This window comes from Paenibacillus amylolyticus (assembly GCF_047302515.1).
Taxonomy (GTDB): Bacteria; Bacillota; Bacilli; order Paenibacillales; family Paenibacillaceae; genus Paenibacillus; species Paenibacillus amylolyticus_G.
The window spans coordinates 570,303-584,110 of record NZ_CP168019.1; the positions used below are offsets into that span (position 1 = coordinate 570,303).

The 13,808-nt window shown below is 45.9% G+C and carries 13 protein-coding genes; 11 read left to right on the forward strand and 2 right to left on the reverse strand.

What is annotated here, in order from left to right:
• Positions 1–98 precede the first annotated feature (98 nt).
• From ACDJ59_RS02600 to msrA, 5 genes are all read left to right on the forward strand, one after another.
• Positions 99–917, forward strand: coding sequence for a TerC family protein (locus ACDJ59_RS02600; protein ID WP_413409697.1), 819 nt, complete (start codon positions 99–101; stop codon positions 915–917).
• Between the two features lie 502 nt (positions 918–1,419).
• The gene (locus tag ACDJ59_RS02605; protein ID WP_413407526.1) at positions 1,420–2,883 is read left to right on the forward strand and encodes an RtcB family protein; all 1,464 of its coding nucleotides are present in this window, start codon (positions 1,420–1,422) and stop codon (positions 2,881–2,883) included.
• Entirely contained in the window at positions 2,883–4,187 is a 1,305-nt protein-coding gene (locus ACDJ59_RS02610; RefSeq protein ID WP_413407527.1) for an ATP-binding protein, read from the forward strand. Before ACDJ59_RS02605 ends, ACDJ59_RS02610 begins: the two co-directional genes overlap by 1 nt.
• Positions 4,188–4,495: 308 nt before the next feature.
• On the forward strand, positions 4,496–4,753 hold the full coding sequence (locus ACDJ59_RS02615) for a GlsB/YeaQ/YmgE family stress response membrane protein (RefSeq protein WP_017686880.1): 258 nt from the start codon (positions 4,496–4,498) through the stop codon (positions 4,751–4,753).
• Between the two features lie 178 nt (positions 4,754–4,931).
• Positions 4,932–5,447 carry a peptide-methionine (S)-S-oxide reductase MsrA gene (gene msrA, locus ACDJ59_RS02620; protein ID WP_413407528.1) on the forward strand — a complete coding sequence of 172 codons (516 nt, stop codon included), beginning with the start codon at positions 4,932–4,934 and terminating at the stop codon, positions 5,445–5,447.
• An 82-nt stretch (positions 5,448–5,529) separates the two neighbouring features.
• Here the strand turns inward: msrA and ACDJ59_RS02625 are convergent, their stop codons facing one another.
• Positions 5,530–6,801 (reverse strand): hypothetical protein, encoded by a 1,272-nt coding sequence (locus ACDJ59_RS02625; RefSeq protein ID WP_413407530.1) that lies wholly within the window; start codon positions 6,799–6,801, stop codon positions 5,530–5,532.
• A gap of 262 nt (positions 6,802–7,063) precedes the next feature.
• Here ACDJ59_RS02625 and ACDJ59_RS02630 point away from each other — a divergent pair, with 262 nt between their 5' ends.
• The 3 genes from ACDJ59_RS02630 (at position 7,064) to ACDJ59_RS02640 (ending at position 9,304) form a co-directional block, all read left to right on the forward strand.
• Positions 7,064–7,660, forward strand: coding sequence for a restriction endonuclease (locus ACDJ59_RS02630; protein WP_413407531.1), 597 nt, complete (start codon positions 7,064–7,066; stop codon positions 7,658–7,660).
• A 119-nt stretch (positions 7,661–7,779) separates the two neighbouring features.
• Positions 7,780–8,007, forward strand: a complete 228-nt coding sequence (locus ACDJ59_RS02635) for a hypothetical protein (protein ID WP_340018217.1) — start codon at positions 7,780–7,782, stop codon at positions 8,005–8,007.
• 67 nt (positions 8,008–8,074) lie between these two features.
• The gene (locus ACDJ59_RS02640) at positions 8,075–9,304 is read left to right on the forward strand and encodes a DNA glycosylase AlkZ-like family protein (RefSeq protein WP_413407532.1); all 1,230 of its coding nucleotides are present in this window, start codon (positions 8,075–8,077) and stop codon (positions 9,302–9,304) included.
• A gap of 205 nt (positions 9,305–9,509) precedes the next feature.
• Here the strand turns inward: ACDJ59_RS02640 and fabV are convergent, their stop codons facing one another.
• Complete coding sequence (gene fabV, locus ACDJ59_RS02645) at positions 9,510–10,703, reverse strand: enoyl-ACP reductase FabV (RefSeq protein ID WP_036617082.1); 1,194 nt, start codon at positions 10,701–10,703, stop codon at positions 9,510–9,512.
• A 203-nt stretch (positions 10,704–10,906) separates the two neighbouring features.
• Here fabV and ACDJ59_RS02650 point away from each other — a divergent pair, with 203 nt between their 5' ends.
• The 3 genes from ACDJ59_RS02650 to ACDJ59_RS02660 all read left to right on the forward strand — a co-directional run bounded on the left by ACDJ59_RS02650 (position 10,907) and on the right by ACDJ59_RS02660 (position 13,787).
• Complete coding sequence (locus ACDJ59_RS02650; protein WP_413407533.1) at positions 10,907–12,187, forward strand: XRE family transcriptional regulator; 1,281 nt, start codon at positions 10,907–10,909, stop codon at positions 12,185–12,187.
• A gap of 277 nt (positions 12,188–12,464) precedes the next feature.
• On the forward strand, positions 12,465–12,881 hold the full coding sequence (locus ACDJ59_RS02655; protein ID WP_413407534.1) for a hypothetical protein: 417 nt from the start codon (positions 12,465–12,467) through the stop codon (positions 12,879–12,881).
• Between the two features lie 111 nt (positions 12,882–12,992).
• Positions 12,993–13,787, forward strand: a complete 795-nt coding sequence (locus tag ACDJ59_RS02660; RefSeq protein WP_413407535.1) for a hypothetical protein — start codon at positions 12,993–12,995, stop codon at positions 13,785–13,787.
• Positions 13,788–13,808: the final 21 nt, after the last annotated feature.

Below are 13,808 nucleotides of genomic sequence, written 5' to 3' on the forward strand. Positions count from 1 at the left end.
CGGTAAAGGTCTCTTTTTGTGGATATAAAAGGACCTTACCAGTGATGGTAAAGGTCCTTTTTTTTGTACATCATAAGAATATTAAGGAGGAGTCAATGTTGGATGTTTCATTATTATTAGAATATGGGTGGGTGCTTGCTGTCTTAGTGGTCCTTGAAGGATTACTCGCAGCAGATAATGCATTGGTACTCGCAATTATGGTTAAACACTTGCCTGAAGATAAGCGCAAAAAAGCGTTGTTCTATGGTTTGATGGGTGCATTTGTTTTCCGTTTAGGTTCGTTGTTCCTGATCTCTTTCCTCGTCGATGTATGGCAAGTGCAAGCGATCGGTGCCCTGTATCTCCTGTATATTTCGATTAACCATATCGTTAAAAAGATACTGGGTAGTCGCAATAAAACAGATGAAGCAGCTGATTCAACGCCTAAGAAACCGAAAAAACAATCCAGTTTCTGGATGACCGTTTTCAAGGTCGAAGTAGCGGATATCGCATTTGCAGTTGATTCCATTCTGGCTGCTGTTGCTTTGGCGGTGGCGTTGCCACCAAGTGGATTGCCTCCAATTGGCGGACTCGACGGTGGACAGTTTATCGTTATCTTCCTCGGTGGATTCATCGGGCTTGTGATCATGCGTTTTGCAGCCTCATACTTTGTAAAATTGCTTCATTCCCGTCCAGGACTTGAAGTTGCGGCCTTTGTAATCGTAGGTTGGGTAGGGGTTAAGCTGGCCGTTATTACACTCGCCCACCCTTCATTGGGTGTTCTGGATGAGCATTTCCCGGAAAATAAAATTTGGAAATTCGGATTCTATATTGTACTGATCACCATTGCGGTATGTGGTTGGTTCCTGTCTTCCAAAGTTCCTGAAAAAGAAGACGAAAATCCGGTTGAAGAGTTGGAAAAACAAGCAGGACTGTAATAATCATGTTACGCTAACAACATCATTATTATTTGGAAAACAGGAGATTGTCCTAGGACAATCTCCTGTTTTTGTTTGCATATGAAAAATGTAACATGGTCCAATTTCCAAGAAAAGGGTTGACACATGAATTCTAGTCCCCTTAATATAAGACTAACATTAACGAAGGGAGGCCGAGAGACATGATGCTTGGTTATGATTTGATTCAAACAGGGCGCAACGTAGACACAATAGCATATCCGGCTCATCGTTTCATTGGCCTCATACGGTCGACATAGGGGATAGGCATATCGTTTAGCAGGTTTTATAATCGATATGCGTTCTTCGCTTATATTATAGCGATGGATGACAGACACACAGCATGTTTATGCTGTTCTGTTCTCCGTTATTGTCATTCAGTAGAAGTCATGGGCGACTAGCCTATGGCTTTTTTTAGTTTTATTTTACAGATGAATCAGCAAACCGAATTTGCTGAACGTACAGGAAGGAATAATACACTTTTATGAATACAGAATTTAATTTATTTACCAATCCAAATGAATTAACAGGTGCCTACCGGCATGAAGTAAAATTGCCTGCAGGCGACCTAACCGTATATGCGGCGCAACAGCTCTTCTCCTCGCTTGATTACAAGGTATTCGAGATGGCAAACAATAATCTGCAGATTCCGGGAATCTCTTATATGAGTTACACGCCAGACGTACACGTCGGTGTAGGTACGTGCATTGGAACGACAGCTGTGTGGGATGCGCAGAGCGGATACGTTTCTCCCTCCATCGTGGGCAGTGACATTGGCTGTGGCATGCGAGTGCATATGACGAACTTGCACAAAGACGAATTGAAAGACATCAAGCTTCGCCGCAAACTCGTCAAGGCCATTGAGAAAGTATTGCCGATGGAGGCGAACCAGCGAGGTCATTACTTGGATATCAGACTGGAGCATATTGTTCGTAAAGGCCTGCATGGTTTACCCAAAAAGTATATTCCGGACAGCTATACACCGAAAAAATCAACCGCGTTGACACATGTGGAAAGCAGCAAGTTCAGTTACGATGAGGATGTGTTAAACCACGTTCCTGATATGACATGGCATCGTTCGCATCGTCAGCTCGGAACACTGGGTGGGGGGAATCATTTTGCCGAGATCCAGGCGATTGAGATCGCTGAAGAGAATCGTGAAATCGCCGAAGCTTGGGGATTGTATGATGGACAGGTCGTGGTCATGATTCATTCCGGCTCTCGTGCATGGGGTGGGTATGTAAGCCAGACGAGTTCGTCAGCGATTGCCAAAGTTATGCAGCGGCTTAACCTGGGTACATCCGATCCCAGACTGGTATTTGCTCCACTTGAGCATGCGGAAGGTCGTCATTATGTGAACATGATGTATTCTGCATTGAATTACGCTGTTGTCAATCGGCACCTGATTGCGTATGCTATTCGCGAAGCATTCCGGGATGTGTTTGGCTCCAAATGTGAATTTCGTACGTTATACGATCTGATGCACAACTATGCCTGGGAGGAATCTCACGCAGACCAAGGTTCCTTTTTTGTACATCGCAAAGGGGCGACACGTGCGTTGCCGGCAGGTCATCCGGACAATCCAAAGCCCTATCAGGCAACAGGGCATCCGGCACTTATTCCCGGTTCCATGGGAACTGCTTCATATGTCATGGTAGGTCAGCCGCAGGGTGCTGATAATTATTATTCAATATGTCACGGTGCGGGTCGGATCCGTTCACGGACAGCAACGAAACGATTGATTAGCGTGGAAGATTTTGCTGCGGCACTGGGTGTGGGTACAGAAGATGAGATCGTGGTAAACCAACGCTCACTTGAATCCATTATTGATGAATCACCTCAGGCTTATAAAAATGTAGATGAAATTATAGACAGTGTTACCGGCGCAGGCCTGGCTCAAGTTGTAGCCAAATGCAAACCGCTTGTAGCGGTAAAGGGAGCGAAATAATGACAATAAACGAAAAACAAACAGATCCAACCCAGGCGATCTATACCTATGACGAACAACATGATACCCGAATTCGAGTGGAAGGGTACGCCATCTATTCGAGGCTGATTCGTGGAATCAGTGAGGCGCTCCATCAGCGCTATGGGGTTGAGTACAAGCTTTATGCCAGTTCTGATCCGAACAATGAATACTGGGAGTTACTCCGGGAAGACTTGCAAAATGGCAGTGACGAAGTGGAATTGGTAGCTCGCATATTCGAGGATCTGGAACTTCAGACGTTGCATTACGACGATGATGGAGATGTACCCACTTATGGTGTGCATTACTCCATTCGCAATAACGTATTTGCTTATCCGAAATGGGGCGTAGCACTTGTGCGGGTTCCATTTTTCCGAGAGAACGGGATCTACAGTGAAGACTTTGTCTTTGCCATCGGTGATGAGGAGATGAAGCAATTTCTGGGAAGTGTCCGGGAACGGGAACGTCAGCAAAATATGAAAAAAGTAACGGTCTACACCGATGCCCGCAATGGCAGCGATCGTCATGTGGAATCCATCACTCGCTCCGTGGGAAGAGAGGATGTTGTTCTTTCGGCACAGATCAAGCAGGATATTTTCCGCTCGCTGGATCAGTTTTTCGAAGCGGATCGTTCCTTTTACAGAGATTATGATATCCCGTACAAACGGGGAATTTTATTGTATGGGCATCCGGGGAATGGTAAGACCACGTTGGTGAAATCCATTGCGGGAAGTATCCCGGGACCGGCTGCGTATTGGCAGATTACGGAGTATACCAACAGTGAATCGGTGCGTGAAGTGTTCGAGGCTGCCAAGCGGTTGGCACCGATGGTACTGATCATTGAGGACATCGATTCGATGCCGGATGAAGTCCGTTCCTTTTTCCTGAATACACTGGATGGAGCTACGTCAAAAGAAGGGATTTTCTTGATCGGGACAACGAATTACCCGGAGAAAATAGATCCTGGCCTCATGAACCGTGCTGGACGGTTTGATCGGGCTTACGAAATTCCGTTGCCAGATGAAGCGCTGCGCCTGCAATATTTGCGGCAGCGGGGCTTCACCATATTCGCGGGTGAAGAAGGCACGGTAGAGGCAGCTCGCCTGACCGACACGTTTTCTCTTGCACAGCTAGGTGAGTTGTATGTGAGCGCTGCGCTGGAATGGCATCAGAATGGACAGACAGACATTGTGAAAGTCATTCAGTCGATGCGTGGCGAGCTGGACAAGAGCCATAAACATACTTGGCTGGCGCAGCCAGGTAAGGGCCGTGCAGGCTTTTATTGATCAGACCTAACCCATTCAACCTATAATATGACGCAATTTTATAAATAATCCTACCTCAATTGGTGATACTAACCTTGTCTGCTCTAACATACAATGACTTTCGGGAGGTACATAACGCAGCCCTGAGCTGGTGAGATGCCGGAAAGTAACGCGAGTTGTTCCATACCTGACTAAGGCTTGTTTTGCAGAGGGAGATGCATGGGGACAAAAGGTAATATGCAAAAATTTTTATGCCAATTGTTTAAATGCTTCTGTAGCGGTTAATAGTAGACAGACAACAACAAAAACTTTAATTAGAGGTGAATGATATGGGTTGGTTATGGTCATTAATTATCGGTGGTATCATTGGATGGTTGGCAGGTTTGATCGTTGGTCGTGACATTCCAGGTGGTGTTATTGGTAACATCATTGCTGGTTTTATCGGTGGATGGTTAGGTGGAGTAATCTTGGGCGATATGGGTCCTGAGATGGGCGGATTCTACATTGTGCCTGCATTGATCGGTGCGATCGTTCTTGTAGCCATCGTAAGCTTGATCTTCCGTTCGATGGGACGTAGTCGCGGGTAACTTAATCAAGATAATTTCTTGAATTAGTTGTCAGCTAAATGTTTTACCAATGAAGAGGTTGATTGAGAGCCATAACCATGGCTTTCAATCAACCTCTTGTTGTTTTAAAATATAAGAATGTATGCGTAACTTAGCATCAGTATTCTATAGATAGTTTCGATAAGAGGGGATGAACGGAATGGAAAAAGCTACATTCGCCGGCGGATGTTTCTGGTGTATGGTTACACCGTTTGAAGAACAACCGGGCATTCATGGCATTATATCGGGTTATGCTGGCGGTCACGTCGAGAATCCAACATATGAGCAGGTCAAAACCGGGGAGACCGGTCATGTCGAAGTGGTTGAAATTACATTTGATCCAGATGTATTCCCTTATGAACGACTGCTGGAGCTATACTGGCCGCAGATTGATCCGACGGATGACGGAGGTCAGTTCCAGGATCGGGGGACACAGTATCGTACGGCGATCTTTGTGCATAATGAACGTCAACGTGAGCTTGCTGAACACTCCAAACAGGAACTGGCAGCCAGCGGACGATTCACTCAACCCATTGTTACGGAAATTCGGGATGCAGCTATATTCTATCCGGCTGAAGACTATCATCAGGATTACCACAAGAAAAACGAAAAACATTATAAGGAAGACCGTGCGTTATCCGGAAGGGACGAATTTATAGACGAGAATTGGAAATAGGATGATCATTCTATTCTGCCAATGTAATAAGCCGGGAGGAGCTCCTTATGGAACTCTCCCGGCTTATTATTAGATCGAGTATTTATTTTGCAGAATTGGACTTCAGTACATATTTGGACAATGTCTCATTGTTCATGGAATAGAAGACATCATCGACATAGGTTGAAACACCTTCTAATGAAGGAACCGAGGCACTGGTCGTGTAGATATGCACGTCTTCCAGCGTCTGTGGATCAAGAATGTATCCTGTTTTGGCAAAATCAAGCTGATACTGACCATCCTGTGTCTGGTCAACACGCATAAGTGCAGGCTGTGCGTCCTTGAATGTACGCTCAGTCACTTTGCCTTTCATCGTGTACAGTTCCAGCTTCTGCCCTGTAAAGACTGTATAACCGTTGCCAGCCGTCTGAATGTAGGCATCACCAGTAATGGCACGTCCCCAAGCAAGCTTGCCATCGATGCCAAAGCCCATCAGTCGGTTACCTGTGTTTTCAAAATTGGCACGCATAATGATGGAACCATCGTCGAGAATGGCCAGCGATTCACCGCCGCCATCTCCTAATGTATTTGCATTGGCAGGGAATTGGTAGAAGGACAGACGATTCAACGTACGATCATAGATCTCCACTTTGGGATTCGCAGCTTGCTGCCAGAAGTTGCCTACCTTCGTTTGTTTACTGGCATCTACTACAATTCGACCATGATCAGCCTTAAGCACGTTACCGTTAATGGTCTTTTCGGTAATCAGCTTGCCCTTTTTGTCATATAACGAGATGGCGGAGCGAACCGAACCATTTGATTGCACGCCCTGACTTGAAGCAACCATCAGCGTATCGTTATCCAATAGGGATATGCTTGCAGGTGAATTCACCGTTTTGACCCAGTTGGTTTTACCGGATGTATTAAATGAGTACAATTTTTTGGTTTTGTCTGAATATTCCATATACACATAAGCCGTACCGTTGCTGGCATATACCGAATCAGAGTAGGTGGTATAAGGACCACTTTTCTCATGGAATATCGTATTCCACTTCAATTGTCCAGTTGTAACATCGAATGCTTGGAGAGAGTCCAGTTGCCAGTCGAGTGTTGTTTTGCTGCTTGTTTTGGTCACGGACTGGGAGGCATGTACATATACAAGATTTTTGGATGGCACGGCATGGATTCCCTTGATCAGGACATCTTTCTCTGTATTAGCCTCAGATAACATCAGGGAAGATGACGTCCACGCCGGTTTGGGCATGGATTCGGTTGAAGCAGCGGCGTAACCTGTTGTATTCATGGTGAAGAGGAGCATGCCGCTGAGAATGAGGGCAGCCCATGTTTTGGACTTGTGTTTGGTCAATGTATGCAAGTGATAAACCACCTTTCTTCTTCGGTTCAAAATAGAACCGATTGTTGAATTTTACCATTAAAGTCAAGCTGAATTCAACCGAACGCACTGTAACCTTTTATCATTGGTTCATCGAACTTACTTTGTTTGGTGAAGTATAAGGGTTACAGGGAATTCATCTTCTTTCGATGAAGGTGGAAGTCTGATATATTTAGTGCGGTGACAAGCCATATCTGCGTAAGACGTTGGATAGAACATAGGAAATGAAACAAGGAGAATAGCTATGAACTGGAGTGAAAATGCGACCGTATGGGTCATTGGATGTATCATCATATTGTTGCTGCTGGCCTGGATTATTCGGCGGGTTATCGGGCGCGGGCAGCGGATCCGAAGTGAAGCCAATCCTCGTAAGATCACAATAAAGGACATCGACAAGATGGAGGATGGTTCGGAATTTGAATTATATCTCTATCATTTATTCGAAGAGCTCGGGTACGATGAGGTGCATAAGACAACAAGAAGCCGGGATTTTGGGGCAGATCTGGTGTTTGTTGATAGACTCGGCAGACGAAGTGTGATACAAGCGAAGCGATATGGTGCGAACCATCCCGTAGGGTTGAGTGCTGTGCAGGAGATATATACATCCATGCGTTATTATGAAGCCGACCGGTCGATTGTATTAACGTCCGCTCGTTACACCGAAGCCTGTCGGACGCTTGCGGCGGTTAATGGTGTGAAGTTGCTGGACCGGGAAGACCTGATGGAATTAATCCTTTTATTCAAAGCGAGAAGAGTGGAAGAAGCGCTGGAACTGATCGAAGAAGATGATCATGAACCGATTGAAACGTGGCAGTCTCGGCGAAAGCGGCAATCCCGCTAAGATCTTAGGTGGAAGCCTTTTTAATGATGTACATCTCATTCCAGTCGGAAGCACCTTCACTTGCGTAGCTGCACATGATATATTGAGTGTATATCAACCAAAGGAGTGTGTGATCCATTATGGCACGTACACAAACACAAAAAGCATTACGCAAAGCAGAGCGGTCAGGTCAATGGTGCTCGGAACAGAGCCGAAGAGTTAACGGAGATTATGGTGCGTTATCCCAGCATGTGCGGCTCATGCCTACGAAGCAGGAAAAATTGCAAAAGGTTAAACACAAGAAGCAGATCATCCAGGATGGTGGTGCTTCTTTTTATTTTTTCTATGAGGTGCCGATTGCTGGATAAATAAGACGATAGAATTTTGTACACTAAATGAAGGGAAGAACCTATACATATGACAACAGCGCTGCACATGAATAAAAAAATCGTTCGGCGTTTTTTGCTGCAAACGCAAGCTTTACTGGGACGTTGGCCCGCAGTTTCCTTACCTTCGGGACCTGACCAAGTTTTGAGTTTGATTCGTTCCCTTGGTTGCGTACAGATCGATCCTGTGGCTGCTGTAACTGGAAACCAGCATTTGGTGCTGGGGGCTCGTGACCCTGGTTATACTGCTGACAGCTTAAATACGCTGCTGAGTGATCACAAGGTGTTTGAATATTTTGCAAATGCTGCTTGTGTCATTCCAATCGAGGATTATGCTCTCTTTGAACCTGTTCGTGCCCGATTAAGGGAGCGTCTGGCTCCGTCCTTGCAAGGTTTAGAGAAAACAGTGCAGCATGTGTTACAGCGTTTGAAGGAAGAAGGACCTTTACCTTCAAGAGCCTTTCGTGCTGTTGAGCGGGTAAGTGGTTATTGGGACAGTGCAGATGTGCCAAAGACAAAGGATACAACACTTGCTCTGAATTTACTGTTAGACTCCGCTGTGATTCGTGTGGTGGCGAGGCAGGGGAATGAACGTTATTTTCATATTACCGAATCTGAGTTGCAGCAACAGGGACTTACGATGAAAGAAGACATCGATGTGTTGGCCCAGAGACAGGCTCTGCTGGATAAATACATTTATGCGTATCGTGTCGTAGATGCCCGTGATCCCCGTCTGGGTTGGCTGAAATCTACAGCGGCTGAAAGACGTGCCGATATTGCTGCCCGTGTGTCAGATGGGCGAATGATCCCGCTTAAGGTGGAGGACGTGGCCACGCCTTATTATATTCGTGCTGAAGATGAGGATTTGCTGCTGCATATGGAAAGGGAAGAGCCACACTATGATCCGTCTGGACCGGTACGTTTCCTGCCGCCGCTGGACAACCTGTTATGGAGAAGAGAACGTATTGTTGATTTATTTGATTTTCATTATAAATGGGAGATTTATACGCCAGAGGTGAAAAGAACCTACGGTTATTATGCTATGCCTATTCTTCACGGTGATCGGTTGATTGGACGTATGGACCCACGTCTTGATCGCAAAACTGGAGTACTTACCGTTCGTTTGTTATCGATGGAGGAGACTGCTCCACCTGTGGAAGAATGGATTACGGATTTTCGGGAGGGGCTTCAATTCTTTGCGTCCATGCATGGAGCACGTTCCATTACTATCGAGAAGACGGTACCAAAAGAGTTGAAAAAGCTGCTTAAATTGATTTGATTAGAGGATATACGAAAGAATGTATGGATACGGGAAATTGGAATTGTTAAGGGGGGGAGGATCTAAAAAGGACAAAAGAAGGAGGAGCCAGAGGGCCAAGAGGGCCCCTCCTTCTTCATTTGATTTTAATATCATATCTCTAGCATTACATCAGAAGTGCTAACGAAAACAAAAACCTAGGTTCAACGTCCACGCCAAAACTTCTTTAGTTCACCAGATGAGGCATTTCAACGTTGGGATCAACATCTGCTTCATAATCCACACCATCGGTTTCAAAACCAAACAGCTGGAAGAATTCGCGACGGTAACCTTCCAGATCGGACAGATCGTAGATGTTCTCTGTGGTCAACTCATTCCAGAGCTTCGCCACTTCTTCCTGAACGTCAGCTCTCATCTCCCAATCGTCAATGCGAATGCGACCTTCAGCGTCGGTTGGAACTTCTCCCCCCGCATACAAGCGATCAGCGAACAGACGTTGCAATTGCTCGATGCATCCTTCATGCAAGCCTTTTTCTTTCATGACTTTGTACAATGCTGAGATGTACAGCGGCACGACTGGAATCGCAGAACTGGATTGAGTCACCAGTGCCTTGGCTACAGTTAAGTACGCACGTCCACCTTTGGCACTCAAACGATCATTCAGCTTGTGTGCAGTCGCTTCCAGATGATTCTTGGCTTGACCGATGGAACCATCACGATAAATGGCATGCGTAAGTTCAGGACCGATATAAGAGAAAGCGATGGTTGTTGCATCATCGGCAAGCACGCCGCCTTGTTGCAGGGCATCCATCCATAGTTCCCAATCATCTCCACCCATAACGGTTACCGTCTGACGAATTTCCTCTTCGTTTGCCGGCTCAAGGGTAACGGAGCTGATTTCGCCTGTGTGGAAGTTTACCGTTTTGTTCGTGTAGGATTGTCCGATAGGCTTCAGCACAGAGTTGAATACTTCACCCGTGTTCGGATCGGTACGGCGTGCCGAGGCTACGCTGTATACGACCAGATCGACTTGACCGAGTTCACTGCGAATCAGTTCAACGGCTTTGTCTCGTGTTTCGTTTGCAAATGCATCACCTGTAACGCTGTACGATTTCAGGCCTGCTTCCTCAGCGGCTTTTTCGAATGCAGCGGAGTTGTACCAGCCTGCAGAAGCTGTACGTTTCTCTGTGGAACTGCTTGGACGATAAATGCCGACTGTATTCGCTCCAGCTCCAAAAGCAGAAACAACGCGTGACGCCAGACCGTATCCGGTGGAAGCACCGATCACGAGCACATTACGCGGTCCTTTCAGCTCAGGCTGGGATTTCACATAATCAATCTGTTCCTGCACTTGCGCAGCGCAACCTACAGGATGGGAAGTGGTACAAATAAAACCACGTGTTCTTGGTTTAATAATCATTTATTTGCATCCTTTCATATTCAGCTCATGTTTCAGCATTTCGATAAAATGCTCTTACACATACTCTCTTATTGTAAAACAATTACCTCGGAAACGGAAACCGTTTCGTTTGATTTCACTGGAAGGGTAGCGTTATATCTCTAGTTTTGCGATGATGTGAATAGAATGTACTCGCTTGTTAGGATAGAAAGGACAGGGATACCATGCTGAAGGAACGCATTGAACTGCTAAGCAAAAGAAAACAAATCTTCCGTAAAGACCTTGTGGAAGGTCTGGTCACGCAGGCCCATTTTGCCAATATCCTGGCGGATCGTTATCCGCTCCCTGAGGACTTGGCAGAAGCCATCGCCGGGCGTCTTGGGGTATCCCCTTCCTATATTCTAAAAGCTGCGGCTCAGGACGAGGAAACACTCGAACGGGCAGAGGCCATCTTCGAACAAATGTCTGTTCCAGCGTCGGCGATATCTGAAGATATGGTGCATGCACTGGCAGATCGGGATGACACGCTGACCGTTGAGCTGACAACGGCCTTGATGAAGGCGGTCTATTATCAGCAATTAAACGATGCAACGGCTCATGAGTATATACATACGTCCTACCTCAATTTTTACCTGGAGAAATACGGTCGTCCAGACGATATTGATCTGCCGCGTCCGTTAGTCAAGGCACTTTTATTCTATAAAATACAATATTATCGTTCCAAAATGGCTTTTGTGGATGTACTAACTCATGCAACCAGGCTCAGTGAGCTGGCGCTTCCGGGCAGTGAATTCTGGTTGTCTGTGCAAAATATCAAGATGGAAGCCTACATCCAGGTCAAACAGTATGAAGAGGCAAAACAGGTATTCGAGCTTACAATGCGTCATGTATATGATCAGCGGATGTTCCATCGGTTGTCCGGGTTATATGTGGCATATAGTGGTTATTGCTTCGCGATGGGGCTGGTTCAGGAGGCACTCTCGGCATTAACCATGGCGGAGGCGAACCTTGTGTATGCGGGCAACCAGGGAGATCTGGTGACGGCGATTGCCAACAATCGGATTGTCATGCTGACGATGACAGGTGAATTGGATCAGGCACAGGCTGAGATTGAACGATTTGAGTCGCTATTGCAGCAGGAACCGGAAGAAACACAGCAGGCGATGCAGCCGCTCATCGGTGTGTATCGATGTGAAGTAGCTCTGGCACGGAAGAACTGGGGCGTGCTTGCGCAGAGTGTAGATCAACTCTTGAAATGTGCAACAACACAGGACCAGCAGATGAGCGCAACCTTTTACCAGAGCCATCTGGCTCTTGCGCATGGAGATCGCGAAGTTTTCATGGAGCGGGCGCTTGCGTGTCTGCCTTATTTTGAATCCGCGCAGCATGTCATGCGGCTTGAACCGTTATATGAGGGGATGGCCGTGGTGTCTGAGGATCAGCGGAAATACAAGGAAGCGGCGATGTATTATCGGAAACTGGTCTATCTGTTACGCAAAAAATAGAGCGGAAATCGGCTTGGAAGAGCCTGATTATGGCATGATTTGGTGCATTGCCAAAGCACTTGGCACAAAATTTAGCTGCCAATCGTGAAATGAAGATTGGATTAGCAGATCTTTTTTTGCGGAATTAGCATAATTCCTTACCCAAGAAACGATTATTCGGTAATTCAATTGCCGGATTTTTCGTTTTTTTTGTATGCCGCCAGAAGGGTATTCAAGGACAAGTCACGGTGTTTATAATTTAACTATAATCAAAAATAAAACAAATGAGGTGTTTACTATGGGATGGTTCGGTAAAAAGAACAAACAGGAAGATGCAATTGCTAAAGCGGATAAAATAATGAATAAAGGACTCACTGGCATGATGATGAAAGGCTTTGTATCAAAGGAACATCGGGAGGCGATCAACCAAAGTTTGGATTCGGCAAAGCAGGCACAGTTGGCGGCGAGTGGTTCGCTTCCACTAACTGCAACAGCTACGGTGGTGACAATCACCGATACAGGCAAACTGATCAACTTTGATCCGATTGTTGTGCTTGTATTGGATGTGACAGAAACGAATGGCAACCAGTATCAGCGAACATTGGAGACACTGGTGTCCAAAATGCAAATTCCACGAGTAGGCGATCGAGTGGGATTGGGTCAGAATCCAGCGAATCCCTCCGAGCTGATCTACATGGGGCTAATGTCCATCTAGAAGGTATTTGGTTATAAGAAAGTCATAATCTATTTATATAATGCGTATAACAACGCTAAATAGATATATTGATAGAGATATTAATAGAAATATTATGAGAGGGTGGATCATATGGTGGGATTCCTAAGATTCATTGGCGTATTAACGGTGTTCGGAGTGGGATTCTTCCCATTTCTTGCAGAGCAGTGGTGGAATGATTCATTTAAGTTTGTGCAGGCATGGTGGTATGCTCCGGCGATCTTTGCCGGGTTTGCACTGATCTTTGTTCCTGCGATTTTGAGCAATATTTTTGGCGTAGGTCGAGTGAAGACAGGTTTACCAGCAGTTGGGGTCATTAAGACTATACAACAGACGGGGACGTATATTAATGAACAGCCTGAGGTTCGATTGGGTCTGACGGTGTCGCGTAAGGGGCGGGAGAAATACGATACCGAGATGAAAGCCGTCATTCCGCTGACCTCCATGGCACAGTTTCAGACGGGCAGTTTCATTCCGTTAGTGGTCTCCGTAAAGGATGAGCGCAAGGTAGGGATTGATATGCAGGGGCAATTATCACAGGAGGATATGCAGCAATTGTTGGATGAAAAGATGGTACAGCAAGGGGTATCACCTGAAATGATGGACATTGCAAGAACAGGGGAAAAAGCGATGGCCAAGATCCTTGATGTCACTCCACTTGGGAGTGGAGGCAGTAATAAGATCAAGCTTCAGCTCAAACTCAGTATAACAAAGACGAACGGTGAAACCTTCAATGTGACAACGCAAAAAGAAATTTTGTCATCTGCGCTGCCGCAGGTGCAGCAAGGTCATATCATTAACGTCATTTATTCAAGACAAGACCCGACAAAATTGGTGTTGGCATTGAATCTACAGGAGCGACAATTAAGTGACTTATTCTCTTCCTGAGGATATAGACAAAAGGAGGTC

Excerpts from the sequence above, each read along its gene's own strand:
- ACDJ59_RS02610 (WP_413407527.1), top strand. The coding sequence starts at position 2,883 with ATGACAATAAACGAAAAACAAACAGATCCAACCCAGGCGATCTATACC.
- msrA (WP_413407528.1), top strand. The coding sequence starts at position 4,932 with ATGGAAAAAGCTACATTCGCCGGCGGATGTTTCTGGTGTATGGTTACA.
- ACDJ59_RS02605 (WP_413407526.1), top strand. The coding sequence starts at position 1,420 with ATGAATACAGAATTTAATTTATTTACCAATCCAAATGAATTAACAGGT.
- ACDJ59_RS02635 (WP_340018217.1), top strand. The coding sequence starts at position 7,780 with ATGGCACGTACACAAACACAAAAAGCATTACGCAAAGCAGAGCGGTCA.
- ACDJ59_RS02655 (WP_413407534.1), top strand. The coding sequence starts at position 12,465 with ATGGGATGGTTCGGTAAAAAGAACAAACAGGAAGATGCAATTGCTAAA.
- ACDJ59_RS02640 (WP_413407532.1), top strand. The coding sequence starts at position 8,075 with ATGAATAAAAAAATCGTTCGGCGTTTTTTGCTGCAAACGCAAGCTTTA.
- fabV (WP_036617082.1), bottom strand. The coding sequence starts at position 10,703 with ATGATTATTAAACCAAGAACACGTGGTTTTATTTGTACCACTTCCCAT.
- ACDJ59_RS02650 (WP_413407533.1), top strand. The coding sequence starts at position 10,907 with ATGCTGAAGGAACGCATTGAACTGCTAAGCAAAAGAAAACAAATCTTC.
- ACDJ59_RS02615 (WP_017686880.1), top strand. The coding sequence starts at position 4,496 with ATGGGTTGGTTATGGTCATTAATTATCGGTGGTATCATTGGATGGTTG.
- ACDJ59_RS02660 (WP_413407535.1), top strand. The coding sequence starts at position 12,993 with ATGGTGGGATTCCTAAGATTCATTGGCGTATTAACGGTGTTCGGAGTG.
- ACDJ59_RS02630 (WP_413407531.1), top strand. The coding sequence starts at position 7,064 with ATGAACTGGAGTGAAAATGCGACCGTATGGGTCATTGGATGTATCATC.